We start from the raw sequence: 15929 nt of genomic DNA on the forward strand, positions 1-15929 counted from the left end.
ATATGGACTATAGGGAACCGGAACAAGGCTATTTATAAGAGATTGTGTTGTGCATATGCGTTATTCTTTGAATTCTAAATCTTCTCTTTTTATGATTTCACCTCCAATAACAACTTTTTCTATAGCATCATACGCTTCAATTTCTTTTAAAGGGTTTTTTGACATAATAATCATGTTAGCTTTTTTTCCCGTCTTTAAGGATCCTATAGAGGAATCTAAATGAAAAGTTTTGGCATTATTAATTGTAGCAGATGAAAGAATTTTATTTAATGGGACACCAGCTTCTTCCATTAGCTTGAATTCCCAATATCCATTATGACCAGGTTGATTACCGTATGTAGGTGCAGATGGGGTATCTGTACCAAATAGAATTAATCCATTATTATCTGAAAGGTATTTTAAGGCGAGCATTGCATGTGCTTGAATGTTTCCATAGATTCTATGTACCTCTTCAACATCAAAATCACCAAAAAGATCTTTAGCGAACCATTGCCCTTCTTCAGTTTTATACCATTCAAGTAGGTTTTTTGGAACGACTTTTTTTAACTCAGGTATGTTAAGAAATGCATCATCAGCTAGTGCCTCCTCGCCGGCAATAACGGTTAATGTGGGAGTATAACCTATTTGTTTTTGAATTTGTAGGTCGAGTGTTTCTTTTATTTCCAAGGGAAGGGAGTCCGTTGGTACATCTTTATACTTTTCCCAGTTCCATAATCCATGAGCTATAACATCAACCCCTATATCAGCCAAAAAAGAATGAGCTTCAAGTGAATTGCCATGAACCGTTAAGACTAGTCCATTTGAATGTGACTCATCAAGTAGTTCGCTCATAATACTTTTGGTAGGCACAGGTAATTTAGACATTCCTCTGAAACCTGATTCATAATATGATTTTACCGCAATACCCCCAGAATTTTTAATTCGGTCAACAACTGCTTTGGGCGTATGGTCCGCTGGGTTGAATTTATCTGGAATATGGTCTGCTTCGCTTTCCATAAATATGAAGTTTGGAGCTGCTTCAAATCGATATTGTTCAGGGGCGAAATTCATGGGATAACCATTTGCAACGGATGCCCCTGAGTAGCCTGTATGATATAAATCGGGTTTGATCGGTTGCAAATTGAAAGAAGCTATCTGTTCCTTTGATATTCCCCCAAGATTAATGAGGGTTGTAAAGCCATAGTATAAATAACTTTTTGGCATTTGCCTATTAAATTCTTTAGTTAGTTCAGGGTACTTTTCCATATGGTGTGGAAGCATTCCTTGTACTTCTGTAAGATGAACATGACTATCTATTAAACCCGGTACTATAAATTTTCCGGTTCCATCAATTTGTTCAAATTTTCCGCTAATGCTTGGTTCACTTTCCCCTATGTAGACTATTTCCCCCTTTTCGACCACTAAATGACCAATATATGGGCTATAATTTCCATCTTCTGTTGTTACTATCGTAACATTCGATATGTAGAGCCCCTGAGTTAGGTTTAGGTTTTCTTTGTTCTTTTGACAAGATAATGCCAGTAAGGTGATAAGCAGTAATAAAGTCTTGTTCATAAAGGTTTATATTAATGTCTTGTCCTGAAATATGGCTACAGGTTCATAATAGATTTACCCAGTTAGTTTATATACCATATTTTGTTTTTAACATATCAATCTTTAAAGCCAAATTTAAAAATATGGCGGAATTAGTAAATAATCCCAAGCCATTAAATTTAACGTTTTATGCCCTATTTGCTAAAGGTGTTGTTAGCTAACGTTTTTTTATGAGTTTAAGAGTGTCAATTCCATCAACCCAGTTTCGGTCATATTTATTATACCCTCTTTCAATTACCATAATTGTGTCCGATATACTTAATATTCGCCATTTTTTCTGATAGCCTATTAAGTTGGTTCTTAAGTTATTCAATGTAATCACATTGTCTCGTTTTTCTAAAATATAAGATGTTGAATCAATTTCTAAGAAGAAATGTTTAATTTGATCTTTGGATATTTCATAATATGGTGGCCAAATTGAGTCATTTGTTTGGATTGCCGCCGGAGGTGGAGGTATGTTGATATTTTCGGCTCCGAACCATAGCTCTTCGGTCCATCTACCTAATATTTTTTCAGAAATCAATTTTGACTCTTTTTCTTTTTGGTTAATTCTTTCATTCATTTCTTCAATGCTAAATCCAGTAATCCAAATATTAGCTCTTTGATTTTTAGCTAGTATCATTCCATATGCAATTACCAAAATGCCCGAAAACATAATAAATTTCCCAGATTTAAATATTCTTGAGGTTGTTGACCAATTGAAAAGAAAAATAAAAACGGGTAGAAGGAAGGGTAAATAACCATAATTTTCGTCGAGGTCTATTCCAAAACCATCGTATCTCAATAAAGTACTGAAAGTCAGGAATTTTGTAAATACAAATAGAATTAACATAAACATGAAAATTGTATTTATATGCGCAAATCTATTTTTAAAAGTAATTTTTCGATTTTCGGAAAGTGGCCTGCTAGTCCAGAAGTACATTGTAAAACAAAACCCAAGTGAGGATGAAGTCAATCCTATTAAAAAAGAATTGTAAGCACTTATTAAAAGACCATCGGGTGCAATACTATAATGGTTAAGCATATCAAAGACTACAAAGAAGCCATAATCTAATACCTTAAACCAAAGATTAACCAAAAAACCATAACCGATTCCTAACAAAATTCCACAGTAGAATCTTAAAACTCCAATTTTCTTATTTGTAAGTATTGGTTTAATTTTTCTCAAATATTTTGTCTTGTTTAAATATTAGTCAATGGCCTCATATATGCGGCGATGTCAGCTTTTGCCGACACTGCCGCCACTTCTTTTGTTTTCGTTATTATATAGTTTCATTCTTTCCAAAGCTCAGGCTTATTCAATTCATCTGCACATCTTATTTTACCATGTTCGTTTTCAAATCCTTTTGGGTTTAATGACTGAACCATCCATGCGTCAGCATCTTTGTTAGGAATGGGATAAGGAGCAGCAAACCCTAATTTTCCCGCATCGGGGATAAATCCGTATTTTGGGTAATATTTTTTATGCCCTAAAACAAATACCAATTCAGCATTTTTCTCTTTTAATATTTCCAATCCTTTTTTAATTAATATTCCTCCAATACCTTTACGTTGAAATGTAGGTTTTACTGCCAATGGAGCTAATATGTATATTAAAGGTTGATTTGGAGCATTGTCAAAATATGCCCTTGAAAAAAAGATGTGGCCAACTGCTTCATCAGCATTAAATGCGAGTAAGGATACTATAGGTTCAGCACTTTTGTCACTAAGGAGTTTGGAAACTAATTTTGCCTCTATGTCAGAGCCAAATGCAAGCGTTTCTACTTCTATTATTCTTTCAAGGTCACCTATATCAGTTTCTCGTATATTAATGTCTTCTGATGTTGTCATTTTTTGATTTTTTGATGGCCCAAACAGTTAATGCCAAAAGTCATTTTTAATGTTTTCACATATTGTTAACTGTATTTATATTTTCAGCAAGATGAATAAGTTTACCTATCTCGCAAATGCTTGAATTTCATCTATTGCTCCTTTCTTATATGCACGCATTACAATTTCATAATCTAACCTCCGATTAAAAAATAAAGAGCTATAATTCCTTTGAATAAGCGTACCATTAAATAAATAATGTTCTAATCTTAATATTCCTTCAGGTTTTTCTACTAAACTTAATGCAAAATCAACAAACCTTGTCATTACGAGATTAGATTCAGTAGTTAAATGACTCATTATATAATCTACATCTTCAACAGTTCCATTTTTACCTCGTTCAGTTAACTCCCCCAATTTACCAGTATATTTATTTGCACTCATTTTTTTACTCTTAGTAGCGGCTAACTGGTTTATATACATCTTTATACACCCATATTGGTATATAATCGATGTAACGAATCAATCTTTACCATCTCTTATATAAAGATAAGAATTTCAAATTATGAGTAAAAAGCTCATTCGGTAAGACAACAATGGGTAAGGTGAAATTACCAAGTCTGAAAAAGGGGCGGCAATGGTTCGGGTTCATAGTGACCCAAGTGGACCAAACTAAAGGGTTTTCTTGTCCAAATCAATTATATAACCGACAGACAGATTAAAAAAACCGGTTGTTTTTAAATCAGTTTCCGATTTTACGGGAGAAGGAAGGTTAGTGTTGTACCCAGCCTCAAAATCCCATGATTTGGTAGATAATGAAAGAGGTAAGTTAATTTGGGTGTTCAGTAAATCGAAGATATCGTCATAAAAAATCTCGGTTTGGGGTTCGGTCAATTGAGTGTTCAATTGCTCCAATGCAATGGTTTGTTGTGCGATAAGAAAGTTGATTTTGGGCCTAAATTTGACTACTGACTTTTTTTGCCTTGCAATGGTTATGTTGGCATATGTTCGGGATGTTATTTGGAAAGCCCCATCGGTACCGAACAAATATGAAACCCCGAGTTTGGTCCCTAGGTTTCGTTCCTTGGTTCGTAACCCGACACCTAAACTCAATGAGTTCGTAAAAGTGTCCCAACCGTCGGAATAAATGAATCGGGTATATTCCGCATTATAGGTCACCAGTTTATCTTTTCCCACGGTGTTGAAATAACCCACCGACACATTGGTATAATCCCAATTGGGTTCAAAGGTTTCGTATAATATACCGGAAACACTTACATTGAACCCCGAAGAACTATAATAGGATACTTGAGGAACGATACTGAATTGGTCAATGCCGGAATCTCGACCCGAGAAAAACGTATTATCATAAAACGATGTGTTTACGTAAATGAAATTAAAGGTGTTGAATGAGTTTAAAATATCATCTATAAACTGTTGTTCGTTAAAGAAAAGTTCATCTAAAAGTAAATCTATTTCATCTTCTTCCGGTTCTTGGGCATATAAATCAGCAGTGGTCGCCACTGTAAACAGTAGCAACCAAACTGCTAGTAATCTTTTGTTGTATATGGAACGATGGGATTTCATCTTTTAACGGATATTAATTTCCTCCTCCATTTCCGTTCCCGTTCCCGTTTCCACTGCCGTTACCTTGTCCGTTTCTGCCTCGTTCACCATCACCACCAAAACCATTTTGATTTCTAATTTCACCTTGACCGCTAGATTGTCTGTTTTGTTGTACGCGTTCACGTAACATTTGGCGTTGTTCTTGGGTCAAGGATTGCCTGAATTGGTTTCTTACCTGACGTAACTGACCTTCTTGGTTTTCACATAATTGGTTCTGCTCATCTGAGAAAGATTCCCTTAAACGTAATCTAATCTGTTCCTTCGTTTGGGTTTTATCCTGTAAAATAGCCAATTGTTCATCTGTCAACGTGGCTCTTAGTTGTTCTCGATTCTGTAACATCAACTTACGTTGTGTTTGTAGCATTTCTTGTTGTTCGGTCGACAGCTGGTTCATAAGTGGACCTAAATCGGTTTCCTGTGCAAAAAGAAAACCACTTGAAGTTAAAAGCATTACAAAACCAAAAAGTGCGATTAATGTTTTTACTGTTGTTTTCATGATTATATTTTTTACTGTTAGGTGCTTTTGTTTATTAGAACCTGAAAGATTAAAAAAGTTTGTTTTAAACTTTATAAAACGACATTTTCAATCAGGCTTTGGTCAATGTATCCATTTATCATTGAGTCTTCTACAAAAAGGGAATTGATGAATATGTTTTCCAGTTGTTGTTCTGATAGTTCTGCATCAACGATTATTTCGTTTAGGATATAATCATCCATAAAACCATCCATGTCCGCATCATCTATAAGGAGTGAGGAAACCAGAAAATCATCGGAATTTACATCCATTGAACTCATTTGCTCAACATTTGCATTTTGTTGTTCAATGGTTGTTGGGTCATTTTGCAGCCAAATAGTAAAACCTATCAGTAAAACAATTGAAGCTGCAATCGGATAGGCTATCATTGGTCTTAGCCCAAACACGGTTCTTTTTTGTTCTTTTTCCATGGGTAAACTTTTTAAAATATTGTCTTTGGATATGGAGAAATAGTTATCCGGGACATGCATCCCCAGATACTCTTTATGCTCTTGGGCAAGTCCTTTTTTATCGATATCATCATTTAAAAAGCCTTTTCCGGATTGCCCAATAGGGTTCTTACTGTTTTTATTCTTCTTTGCCATGGTATATATTAGACCTTTTTATTTTCAATTAGTTTGTATCGTATCGCAAACAATTTCCTTTTCGATTGTTTTTACTGCGCTATAATATGACGATTTTAAGGTGTTCTCGCTCACATCCAATATTTCTGATATTTCATGAAAGCTTAAATCATCAAAGTATTTCATTTGAAATACCCGTTGTTGTTTTTCGGATAGGTTGGAAATGATGGCATGAAGTTTTAACTGTACTTCTTCCCCATCAAAATAGGAGTCCTGGGTTAGTTTGTTGAGGTAATCATTATTGTTGTCATTTTGGTTAAAAGCAGGTTTTATTTTGTTCTTATCCAAAAACCGGATGCATTCGTTATACGCAATCCGGAACATCCACGTGTGTAGTGCGCTATTTCCCTTAAAACCCTGAATGCCTTTATAAACCCTAATGAAGGTGTTTTGGAGCACATCATTGGCGTTATCGTGGGTAAGTACAATTTTGCGGATATACCAATAGAGGCGTTCTTGATGAACATCAAGTAAATCCTTGAAAGCCTTATTTTTTAGCTTAGGATTCTTTAATCTTCTTATGAGTTCGGTTTCTCCTTTTTCGGGTTTCATTGCTATGAGGCATCCTTTGCTTATTAGACCCTGTTATTAACCAATAGTTTGTTGTGTTAGTAAAAGATACGGGAATTAAAGGCCAATTCCTCTAAAAATGGGAAGTCTTATCGTTTTTTAAGGCATTTGATCGGTCCTTGGCCATTAGTTGTGGCTTCAATGAATAGGGAATATGGAGACCCACTGATTTTGGTCCAAAAAAGTATTGGATATTTTTTCGTATCTTATTGGTATGGATTTACCAGATGAATTTTATCAAATCATAATTCTCATTATTGTTGTCAGTGTAGCGATGACTTTAGTTAGCTACTGGACAAAAAGCGGAAGAAGTTTTAGAAGTAGTAGAAATAAAAAAGCGAGGAAGCAATTATAACCCGTTTATGTCTTCTTTTTTGGGTCTATTAAGGGCTGAAGGGTATTTGTTTTACCGGAATAGCTTAAAAACCGAATCTGGAAAGGTTTTCCCGTGTTTACGATTTGAGTTCATATACGTTATGAACAAAGTGTCATTTTCAGTACTATATGGGGCAAATTCAACAAAGTAAGTTACTTTATGCAACGATAAAACAACAGGGATGGTTTTCAGATAAGAAAACCATCCCCTGTTTATATGAAAAGGGTATTTATAATTTATAAGTGATTCCAATTCGGCCTCCACTCACTACATTTCCTCCACCGATTTGAAGATTTACCCCAAATCTATCATCAAAGAAATATCGGCCACCTACTTGTAATCCTATGCCGAAATTATCTGCACCACCGTAATCATAAGTCTCTCCATCGAGCTTGGTACTCCAACTAAAATAATTCAAATTGGCACCAGCATAAAAATCCCATTCACTGGGAATATTAAAAACCTCATTGAAATGATAATTACCATTGGCTTGAATCCCTACGATAGAACTCTTGTAATCACTGCCAAAACCACTATTGTGATTATAGGATTGATAGGATAATTCTCCTCCAACAGATATATTAGGAGCAACTCCGTATTCCAATCCTGCGTAAATAGGTGTTCCCCATCCCGAAACACCGAAGCCTGCATTTAATTGTAAATTACCCTCTTCTAAAGGTGCTTGGGCAAAAGTAAGCCCGAAAGAACAGAAAGCTAATAATAAGGTGATTTTTTTCATACTTAAAGAATTGATTAACAAATAGTTGATTAATAATAATAGTGTAATTTCAAAGAAATAAAAACGCGAAAGATAGTTAAATATTCCTCTAGCAGACATTTATAGGGCACTATTATTTATAAATTAAGAGATATGAAAGACCATGAAAATTTAAGAACATACTATTTGCGTGCTGTTTTGAACGGTCAAATACCATTAGAAAATTTTGCCTGGAGTAGAATTTGAAACGGCCTTATAAGTAATGGAATGGGCTATTGGTGTTGAGTTAAACCCGATAAGGTTTCATTAACATCCAAAAAGAAGATTTCAGGTCTTTTTTTATTGATAACTTCCAAGTTATTTCCATTGTTTTTCATTGTTACTTCTGAATAAATAGAAATTATAAACCACTAATAGAATATATCCAATTGGCATTATCGGTGGTTTAAATTCCATTGGTAATACTTCAGCAGGAACGTTTGGATGAAGATGTGTGTATACAGCAACTATCATCATAATTACAATAGTTAGGTTTCCAAAATTGAATAGTTTGTTTCTTAATGAAGTACTTAATTTATTTCCTTTAAAAGCTAAATACAACATTAGTATTCCAATACCAACTTCGCTAAATTTTACAATGTGTTGCATTTGGTCCGCGAATGGAAAGCCAATACCAGTTAGATGGTTATAAATGTAAGTTTTAAATGGTTCTGTGAATTTTGCCAATCCGGGAATGAGCATAAAGAAACCTAAAATTCCCGTGACCGTTTTTACGGATTTTTTCATAATCGAAGTATAAATCAGATAAGTTCAAACCATTGGTCCGAACTTATCGTGATATGTGGGTATTAAACCGTTTCTGCTTTCCAGACAAATTTTTGAAAAGGTGCATCTACGGGTGTATTGGCAATATGATTGGTATAATTACTTATCACTTTTTGGGACAAACCTAAAATGATTTCCAAAACTTGCCTTTCTTCATAACCTGCGGCGTAAAATGTTTTCAAATCCTCTTGTGTTATATGTCCGCGATTGCGCACGATCTTTAAGGTAAAATCGTGTAAGACTTGTAATTTTTCAGTGGGCATTGCTGTTCTATTTCTTAAAGCCTCACTTAAAGACGAATCAACCTTCATCATATTCGCGATACCTGTATGTGCAGGCACGCAATAATGACATTCGTGCTCTACATTAATGGTTTGCCATACCACAGTTAGTTCTTCTTTATTTAATGAAGATTGTGTAAACAGTTTGTGTAAGGTTTGGTAGGCTTCCAAAATTTCTGGTGCTCCGGCTAAAACTCCGTGTAAACCTGGAATCATTCCGTTTTGTTTTAGGGATTGCTCCAATAGGGCTTTGCTGCCTTCTGGCGCTGATTCAATGTCGTGAATTTTTAATGTTGTCATAATTTTGAATTTTAATTGTTATTGATCATTTCATAACTAAACAATCGTTTAGATATAGGTTAAAAAAAATGTTACTTGTTTTTAAATATGTTTTCTATATAATTGTGAAGTTGTTCTTTAGTGAATATTCGTGTAGCGGAAGATAAACCGAACATGGATATAATCAAAAAGTCCGCTTGTTGCTCAATGGTTGAAGCATCTTTGGTTCTGTCTTGCTTTAAGATTTTCGAAAACACTTGTTTTACTTCTTCTGTGAACGACCTTAAAGAATCCTTTATTTGTTCATCTGCGTCTTCACCAATTTCATTCGCTGTGTTGGTCACTAAACAACCTTTACCGAATTCGGTTTCTTTTGTAAAGTCAATAAAGTCAAAGAAATATTGCTTAATACCTAAAATACCATTTTCAGACTCCTTTAATTTGTTCAAGAGTTTGTTCAGTTTTTGCTTATAACACTTCAAACTCTCAAGAAATACACCATTTTTACTGCCAAAACTCGAATAGATAGAGAATTTATTTATTCCCATCTCTTTTTCAAGCATTTGCATCGAAGTTGTTTCATAACCATTTCGCCAGAATAAATTCATGGCTTTTTCGATTACTTCTTCTTCGTTATATTTCTTTGCTCTTGGCATTTACTATTTAAATATAGGACAAAACTAAACAAACGGTTAGATAAAAAAAACTTTTAACTTTTAATTTAGGGTAATGTTTTTTTAAAGAACCTAAATAGGGAAATTATATTTTTTTTTGATAATTAAGGCACACCCTTTGTGGCATTGGGAAACCTTGCCATTTAAACGAAAAAATATTTGGTTTTTACCATAGAACGGGCAAAACCTATAGTTGCGGTTGTACCATGTTCTTTATTCGTTTTGTTCATTTAATTCATTCACTAACTTTCTGGCAACAACTGTATCGTATATTATTTTCAGTTTTTTTATTTTATTGTCAGGATCAAGTTCTATAATGTCCACCACATCGAATTCAACAATCTTATTACTCTTTAAAGTCCATTCATAGGTAAAGTAAAGCGCAATATTATTCGAATTGTTTTGTTCGAAAATCCCTTGAAGATGAAGTTTGGAATTAGAGGTGTCATTATTCAATTCGCGATAAAAGAAGTCGGCTTTTTTGATTCCATAAATTGGTGAATCAACGATTCCATTTTCATGGAATAAGTCAATAACCTTTTTAATATCTCCATTTTCCAGATGTTCTAAATATTTATTTGCTACAAGGGTTTTATTCATCATTTTCGGTTTTTTTAATCTCAAATTATAGTATGGGCCATTTCAAAATTCAGTTTCTTTTTGACCATTCATGTAATATGTTGCGCAGTATTTTATATCACCATTCTCATAGGTTTCAATACTACTCAATTGACCTGATTTATAGCGGGAGGTGAGCGGACCATGGACAATACCATCTTTATAGTTGATGGTATCTAAACCATCTACGATTGTACCCGTGAATGATTTGTCTTTAAAATAGACCTCTTAAAGCGGACCATGTTCATTTCTAGTTTCAGTGTTGGTAGTTGTCATATCTAAATGGGGGCAACAATTATATAAATCAAATTTAAGGAATATAGTAACCGGTCTTGCTATTTCTATTTCGAAAACACCTCTTATTTAATCGATTTTCCGTCTATAATCTTAACTTTTTATCCTAGTGTTTCCCTGAGCTGCCATCTTGTTCCATCTTATTATCTATCCATAAGGCGAATTGCCTCACGACGGCTTAAATTGGCAAGTTCGTTCCTTGAAACAAATTCTTTGACCCAATTAGGGTTGGTTCTGCTGTATTCCCGTAATACCCACCCAATGGCCTTATTGATGAAAAACTCCTTGGAGCCTAAGAGTCTTTGGATAATCATATTCAGTCTAGTAGTGTCGATATTATCCTTTCTTTTCAGTTGATAGAGTAAACAGCAACGTTGCAGCCATATATTGTCAGAGGCCAGCCATTTTTCAAGGTGGGTGTCCAATTGCTCAGGATAGCGTTCAAAGTAGGGGCCGATCAATTTAACCGCAATATAATCCACCGTATCCCACCAGGATTTGTGGGTCACCATATACTCCAATATTGAAATATCGCTTATACTGAATTGTTTGGTGTATTTAGAAACCAATTCTTGTGCAAAGAACTGATATTCCCGTTGTGGTTTTTGCCATAGGGCTTTGACCAATTCGTGTAACTTTTCTTTTGGGGGTAAAAACGATTTTACCAAAAAAGGTCTTTGGATTTCCCTCCGTTTAGGGGATGTTATCCCATAAAATTCAAAATGATTGCGCATATAGGCTTTTTGCCCTTCTGCAATTTGGGGATTTGAATTGGCTTCAAATTCAATTTCCAAGGTTTGAAGAAAATCGTTCATTTTTTTGGGTTGGCATACAGTCAATATAGTATACGGTCATGGTTCATGGGCAATGCCGTTCGTTTCTTTATTAAATGACCTTCCGCATTGAACCAAAAATCATAATCGGTACGGGTTTTTCCTTTTCGTCCCTTAACGCTCAGTCTGTATAAATTGTCTGGGAGCAATAGATTTTGAAAAGTGTTTTTCAATTGGGATTTTTCACCCACGTTTTTATCGATAGTATATTGCTGGTACATTCGTCTTATCTTGAATTTCTCAAATGTGCCGGATAAATATCTTTTTATTTCATGAATGGTTTCATCGGGAAAATCTATTTCATTTATACGGAATCCTGAATTCAGTAGTTCGCCAGAATCATTGAAGGTTAAATGGTAATACAAACGATTCTTTTTGAATTTTAAAATATAGGTGGCCCCAAGACTGTCGACCTCTTTATAATAGCGTTTTCTTTTAATGTTCCCATCGGCAAGGATCGAATCTGATCTTAATTCAGGGAACTGGGATTTTTTAATACGGAATTCTCTTTCATACTTCTCTTGGCCATTGCATATTAATGTCCCAAGGAAGAGCATCATCATAACTTTGAAAAAGGGGGGCGTGACAGAATGATATTGTACCTTGTTGTTTGGCGTGTTATTGGTAAAAGAGGTTAAAATCATGAAATTTAAATAAGGGTTAAACTTCGTTGTATCTAAAACAGTTGGTCTCATGGTCGTTGACCATTCCTACTGCCTGCATAAATGCATAGACAACCGTGCTGCCTACAAATTTAAACCCTCTTTTTTTAAGGTCCTTGCTTAGGGCATCTGAAATTTCGGTGGTTGCCGGGCCGTTTTTATAATTTTCAATGCTATTTTTTATCGGGGTATGATTTACGAATCCCCACACATAGGCACTAAAACTTTCAAATTCGTCTTGCACTTTCATAAATGCCAAAGCATTTGAAACTGTTGCGCGTACCTTTAATTTGTTTCTGATTATCCCTGCATCTTGTAATAGGGATTGGATTTTATTTTCATCATATTCGGCTATTTTTCTATAATCGAATTGATCAAGGGCATTTCTGAAATTTTCACGTTTTTTAAGAATGGTGATCCAACTTAGTCCGGCCTGAAAGGTTTCCAGTACCAAAAACTCAAAAAGTAGTGCATCATCTTTTACGGGGGAACCCCATTCCTTGTCATGGTATGCCTCATACAGGTCATCGCCAAGGCACCATCCACATTTATGTTTTGTCATAACATCATATCTTATGATTAAAGATATGTATTTATATGGTACAATTTTTTATGACCCATGGTAAAGTTAAGTAGTATCAAAAAGGGGTAAACAAGTTCTTTCCGCTTGCATCAGTTCTCAATACTTGGAGAGTTGATGCATATTTTGGGAAATAGCGGAAAGAACATGTGGTATAACTTGGTTTAAATGGGGTTTAATTCACCTCGGACCAAAGCCTTTTCATAATTTGCTTTAACCTTGGGGAGAAACCTAAAGAAGCGTTGACCGTCCAAAGGTTTAAGTACGATTTCAGTTTCACCATTTTGGGATGATTCTACATGGGAAACTTGAACTTTTCTTCCGATGAGTGCTTTGTAATCGGCTATCCCACCTCTTTTGATGATAAAATTCCTCTTGGGGAAATGGATGTGTTTAAAGTCTAATCCGGCAGAAGGTGTTCCCAAAACCAAAATACTCCCTTTTTCTATGGAAGATTCATTGTTTTGGCCGTTTGCCCATCCAAAGCAAAAAAATGCAGTCAATACAAAAACTAACTTTTTCATAAAAAACCTGTTTAAATATTAATGATTTGATTATAAATTAAGTTGAAATCGAAAATAATAAAAAAGATAGTATAACACCTGTTAAAAAACAGTTAAACTATCACTATATGATAGTAATACTATTATATTTGGATAATCACAATAAAATTGAGGTATGGACCGGCTTTTACAATCTGTTAAGATCAATATCAACGAAAATATCTATGTTAAGGATCCGGAATCGTCAGATTTGGGTAAGAGAATCATCCAAGAGAGTATACTTATGGTAAACGAAATGGGTTTTGAAAGCTTTACATTTAAAAAGTTGGGTGTAAAGATCGGATCTAACGAGAGTTCCATTTATCGATATTTTGAAAACAAGCATAAATTACTCTTGTACTTAGCTTCGTGGTATTGGGGGTGGTTGGAGTATCAATTGGTTTTTGCGACCAATGGCATAGGTAACCCAAAGGAAAAGTTGAAAAAAGCAATTGAAATCGTTACGAAAGTTACTGAGGAAGATTCTTCATTTTCACATATTAATGAGGTCTTGTTGAACAAAATCGTCATTAATGAATACTCCAAGTCGTATTTGACCAAGGAGGTCGATGCCGAGAACAAAGAGGGTTATTTTATAATTTATAAAAGATTGGTGACTAGGATCAGTGATATGATCAAAGCAATAAACCCGGATTATAAACACCCATCCAGTCTTAGTAGTACAATTCTGGAAGGATCGTTGCACCAATATTTTCTTAAAGATCATTTTCCTTCGTTGACCGACTGTAAAGAAGGGAATGATACCAGTACTTACTTTCAAAACCTTGTTTTCAGCACGATTAAACCATAAATAATATGACCAAAACCATTATGACCTCTTGGCAACGCTTGATAGGGTTGCTCAAATTGGATAAGAGGGATATTTTTCAAGTTTTTTATTATGCCATTTTTGCCGGGGTTGTTAACCTTTCTTTGCCTTTGGGTATACAGGCCATAATCAATTTAATACAGGGGGCCCAAATAAGCACTTCATGGATCGTTCTTGTTGTTTTGGTTACGATCGGTGTGGCATTTGTAGGCGTATTGCAATTGATGCAGATTCGTATCATTGAAAACGTACAACAGAAGATATTCACACGTTCCTCTTTCGAATTTGCCTATAGGTTCCCGAAAATAAGGATGAGTGAACTAACCAATTATTATCCACCCGAATTGGCGAACCGCTTTTTTGACACGATTACCGTACAAAAAGGAGTTTCCAAGATTTTGGTAGATTTTCCTGCGGCTTTGCTGCAGATCATATTGGGGCTTTTATTGCTTTCATTTTACCATCCTTTCTTCATCATTTATGGTATCCTGCTGTTACTATTGATTTATGTGGTGTTCAAATTCACTGCTCAAAAGGGTTTGGATACCAGTTTAAACGAATCAAAGAGTAAATATAAGGTGGCCCATTGGTTGCAAGAAGTTGCCCGATCTATTGTAAGTTTTAAACTCTCGGGCAAAACATCACATGCGTTGGACAAGAACGATGAACTGGTTACGGGGTATCTGAAAGCTCGGGAAGGTCACTTCAACATTCTTGTGCTTCAGTATATACAAATGATAGGTTTTAAAGTCCTGGTAACGGCAGGTCTGTTATTGATCGGAGGTCTTTTGGTCTTGAACCAAGAAATGAATATTGGGCAGTTCGTGGCGGCAGAAATCATTATACTTTTGGTAATAAGTTCTGTTGAAAAACTGATTTTGGGGCTGGAGACTTTCTATGATCTGCTTACATCATTAGAAAAATTAGGACAGGTAGTTGATAAGGAATTGGAATCACAGGAGGGTCAGATATCATTTGGGGAAAACGAGGCCCTGTCCGTGGAATTGGAGAAAGTATCCTATAAAGTTCCGGGTATTCAAAAGACGGTCATAGATAATGTAAGTTTAAAGATACCGCCAAACTCTAGGATACTCATCAAAGGAAAAAGTGGGTCTTTGAAAACTACTTTACTGCGAATCATTTCCGGTATTCTAGAACCGGATTCCGGAGGGGTTTATGTGAACGGAAACTCCTTGAAAGCTTTGAACCTTAATCACTATCGTGCCCAAATTGGGCAGACGCTACCCGGAGAATCCCCTTTTGAGGGCTCTATTCTTAACAATATAACTTTTGGCGATACATCTATTTCCCAAGAGCGGGTCAATTGGGCGATCAATAAAGTGGGCCTTGGTCAATTTGTCAAGGAACAACCCCAAGGTTTACAAACAATCCTATATCCCGAAGGGCAACAGATACCCTTTACGGTATCTAAAAAAATAGTGCTGGCGCGTAGCATTGTAAGAAAACCGAAAATACTTCTGTTGAAGGATCCTTTGGATCAATTCGATCAAGAAGAGTCGCTAGAACTTATAAACTTCTTAAGCGATAGTGAGAATGGTTGGGCCTTGGTCGTGGTGAGTGACAATGAACGTTGGCTGGATCGTTGCACCCATATCATTACTATGGAAAAAGGTAAAATTATCAATGAAAAAGTAATATAGC

The 15929-nt window shown here is 35.3% G+C and carries 19 protein-coding genes; 2 read left to right on the forward strand and 17 right to left on the reverse strand.

Annotated features, from left to right (window positions below; all coding sequences use genetic code 11):
• Nucleotides 1-60 precede the first annotated feature (60 nt).
• The 17 genes from R3X28_RS03710 to R3X28_RS03790 form a co-directional block, all read right to left on the reverse strand.
• A complete protein-coding gene (locus R3X28_RS03710; protein WP_317662492.1) occupies nucleotides 61-1554 on the reverse strand; it encodes an amidohydrolase family protein in 1494 nt (497 codons plus the stop codon).
• 196 nt (nucleotides 1555-1750) lie between these two features.
• A complete protein-coding gene (locus tag R3X28_RS03715) occupies nucleotides 1751-2761 on the reverse strand; it encodes a hypothetical protein (protein ID WP_317662494.1) in 1011 nt (336 codons plus the stop codon).
• A 104-nt stretch (nucleotides 2762-2865) separates the two neighbouring features.
• Nucleotides 2866-3423 (reverse strand): N-acetyltransferase, encoded by a 558-nt coding sequence (locus R3X28_RS03720; RefSeq protein WP_317662496.1) that lies wholly within the window; start codon nucleotides 3421-3423, stop codon nucleotides 2866-2868.
• Between the two features lie 105 nt (nucleotides 3424-3528).
• Nucleotides 3529-3846, reverse strand: a complete 318-nt coding sequence (locus R3X28_RS03725) for a hypothetical protein (RefSeq protein WP_317662498.1) — start codon at nucleotides 3844-3846, stop codon at nucleotides 3529-3531.
• 228 nt (nucleotides 3847-4074) lie between these two features.
• Nucleotides 4075-4989 carry a hypothetical protein gene (locus R3X28_RS03730; RefSeq protein ID WP_317662500.1) on the reverse strand — a complete coding sequence of 305 codons (915 nt, stop codon included), beginning with the start codon at nucleotides 4987-4989 and terminating at the stop codon, nucleotides 4075-4077.
• A 13-nt stretch (nucleotides 4990-5002) separates the two neighbouring features.
• Entirely contained in the window at nucleotides 5003-5524 is a 522-nt protein-coding gene (locus R3X28_RS03735; protein WP_154363117.1) for a hypothetical protein, read from the reverse strand.
• Nucleotides 5525-5595: 71 nt separating this feature from the next.
• Nucleotides 5596-6147, reverse strand: a complete 552-nt coding sequence (locus tag R3X28_RS03740; protein ID WP_154363115.1) for a hypothetical protein — start codon at nucleotides 6145-6147, stop codon at nucleotides 5596-5598.
• Nucleotides 6148-6171: 24 nt separating this feature from the next.
• Nucleotides 6172-6738, reverse strand: coding sequence for an RNA polymerase sigma factor (locus R3X28_RS03745; protein WP_317662504.1), 567 nt, complete (start codon nucleotides 6736-6738; stop codon nucleotides 6172-6174).
• A gap of 623 nt (nucleotides 6739-7361) precedes the next feature.
• Nucleotides 7362-7871, reverse strand: a complete 510-nt coding sequence (locus R3X28_RS03750) for an outer membrane beta-barrel protein (protein WP_317662506.1) — start codon at nucleotides 7869-7871, stop codon at nucleotides 7362-7364.
• Nucleotides 7872-8207: 336 nt separating this feature from the next.
• Nucleotides 8208-8636, reverse strand: coding sequence for a hypothetical protein (locus R3X28_RS03755; protein ID WP_317662508.1), 429 nt, complete (start codon nucleotides 8634-8636; stop codon nucleotides 8208-8210).
• Between the two features lie 62 nt (nucleotides 8637-8698).
• Nucleotides 8699-9256 carry a carboxymuconolactone decarboxylase family protein gene (locus R3X28_RS03760; protein ID WP_317662510.1) on the reverse strand — a complete coding sequence of 186 codons (558 nt, stop codon included), beginning with the start codon at nucleotides 9254-9256 and terminating at the stop codon, nucleotides 8699-8701.
• Nucleotides 9257-9327: 71 nt separating this feature from the next.
• A complete protein-coding gene (locus R3X28_RS03765) occupies nucleotides 9328-9891 on the reverse strand; it encodes a TetR/AcrR family transcriptional regulator (protein ID WP_317662512.1) in 564 nt (187 codons plus the stop codon).
• Nucleotides 9892-10122: 231 nt separating this feature from the next.
• Nucleotides 10123-10512, reverse strand: a complete 390-nt coding sequence (locus tag R3X28_RS03770) for a nuclear transport factor 2 family protein (RefSeq protein WP_246200078.1) — start codon at nucleotides 10510-10512, stop codon at nucleotides 10123-10125.
• A gap of 452 nt (nucleotides 10513-10964) precedes the next feature.
• Complete coding sequence (locus R3X28_RS03775; RefSeq protein ID WP_317662515.1) at nucleotides 10965-11636, reverse strand: DNA alkylation repair protein; 672 nt, start codon at nucleotides 11634-11636, stop codon at nucleotides 10965-10967.
• Nucleotides 11637-11656: 20 nt separating this feature from the next.
• On the reverse strand, nucleotides 11657-12217 hold the full coding sequence (locus R3X28_RS03780; protein WP_317662517.1) for a hypothetical protein: 561 nt from the start codon (nucleotides 12215-12217) through the stop codon (nucleotides 11657-11659).
• A 97-nt stretch (nucleotides 12218-12314) separates the two neighbouring features.
• Nucleotides 12315-12878: a DNA-3-methyladenine glycosylase I gene (locus R3X28_RS03785; RefSeq protein WP_317662519.1), complete on the reverse strand. Its 564-nt coding sequence runs from the start codon at nucleotides 12876-12878 to the stop codon at nucleotides 12315-12317.
• A 182-nt stretch (nucleotides 12879-13060) separates the two neighbouring features.
• Entirely contained in the window at nucleotides 13061-13420 is a 360-nt protein-coding gene (locus R3X28_RS03790) for a hypothetical protein (protein WP_317662521.1), read from the reverse strand.
• A 154-nt stretch (nucleotides 13421-13574) separates the two neighbouring features.
• On the opposite strand from R3X28_RS03790, the gene R3X28_RS03795 reads away from it, so the two are divergent.
• A complete protein-coding gene (locus R3X28_RS03795) occupies nucleotides 13575-14249 on the forward strand; it encodes a TetR/AcrR family transcriptional regulator (protein WP_154363096.1) in 675 nt (224 codons plus the stop codon).
• A 5-nt stretch (nucleotides 14250-14254) separates the two neighbouring features.
• Nucleotides 14255-15928 carry a peptidase domain-containing ABC transporter gene (locus R3X28_RS03800; RefSeq protein ID WP_154363094.1) on the forward strand — a complete coding sequence of 558 codons (1674 nt, stop codon included), beginning with the start codon at nucleotides 14255-14257 and terminating at the stop codon, nucleotides 15926-15928.
• Nucleotide 15929: the final 1 nt, after the last annotated feature.

The organism is Maribacter sp. TH_r10, assembly GCF_033101095.1.
GTDB classification, from domain to species: Bacteria; Bacteroidota; Bacteroidia; order Flavobacteriales; family Flavobacteriaceae; genus Maribacter_A; species Maribacter_A luteus.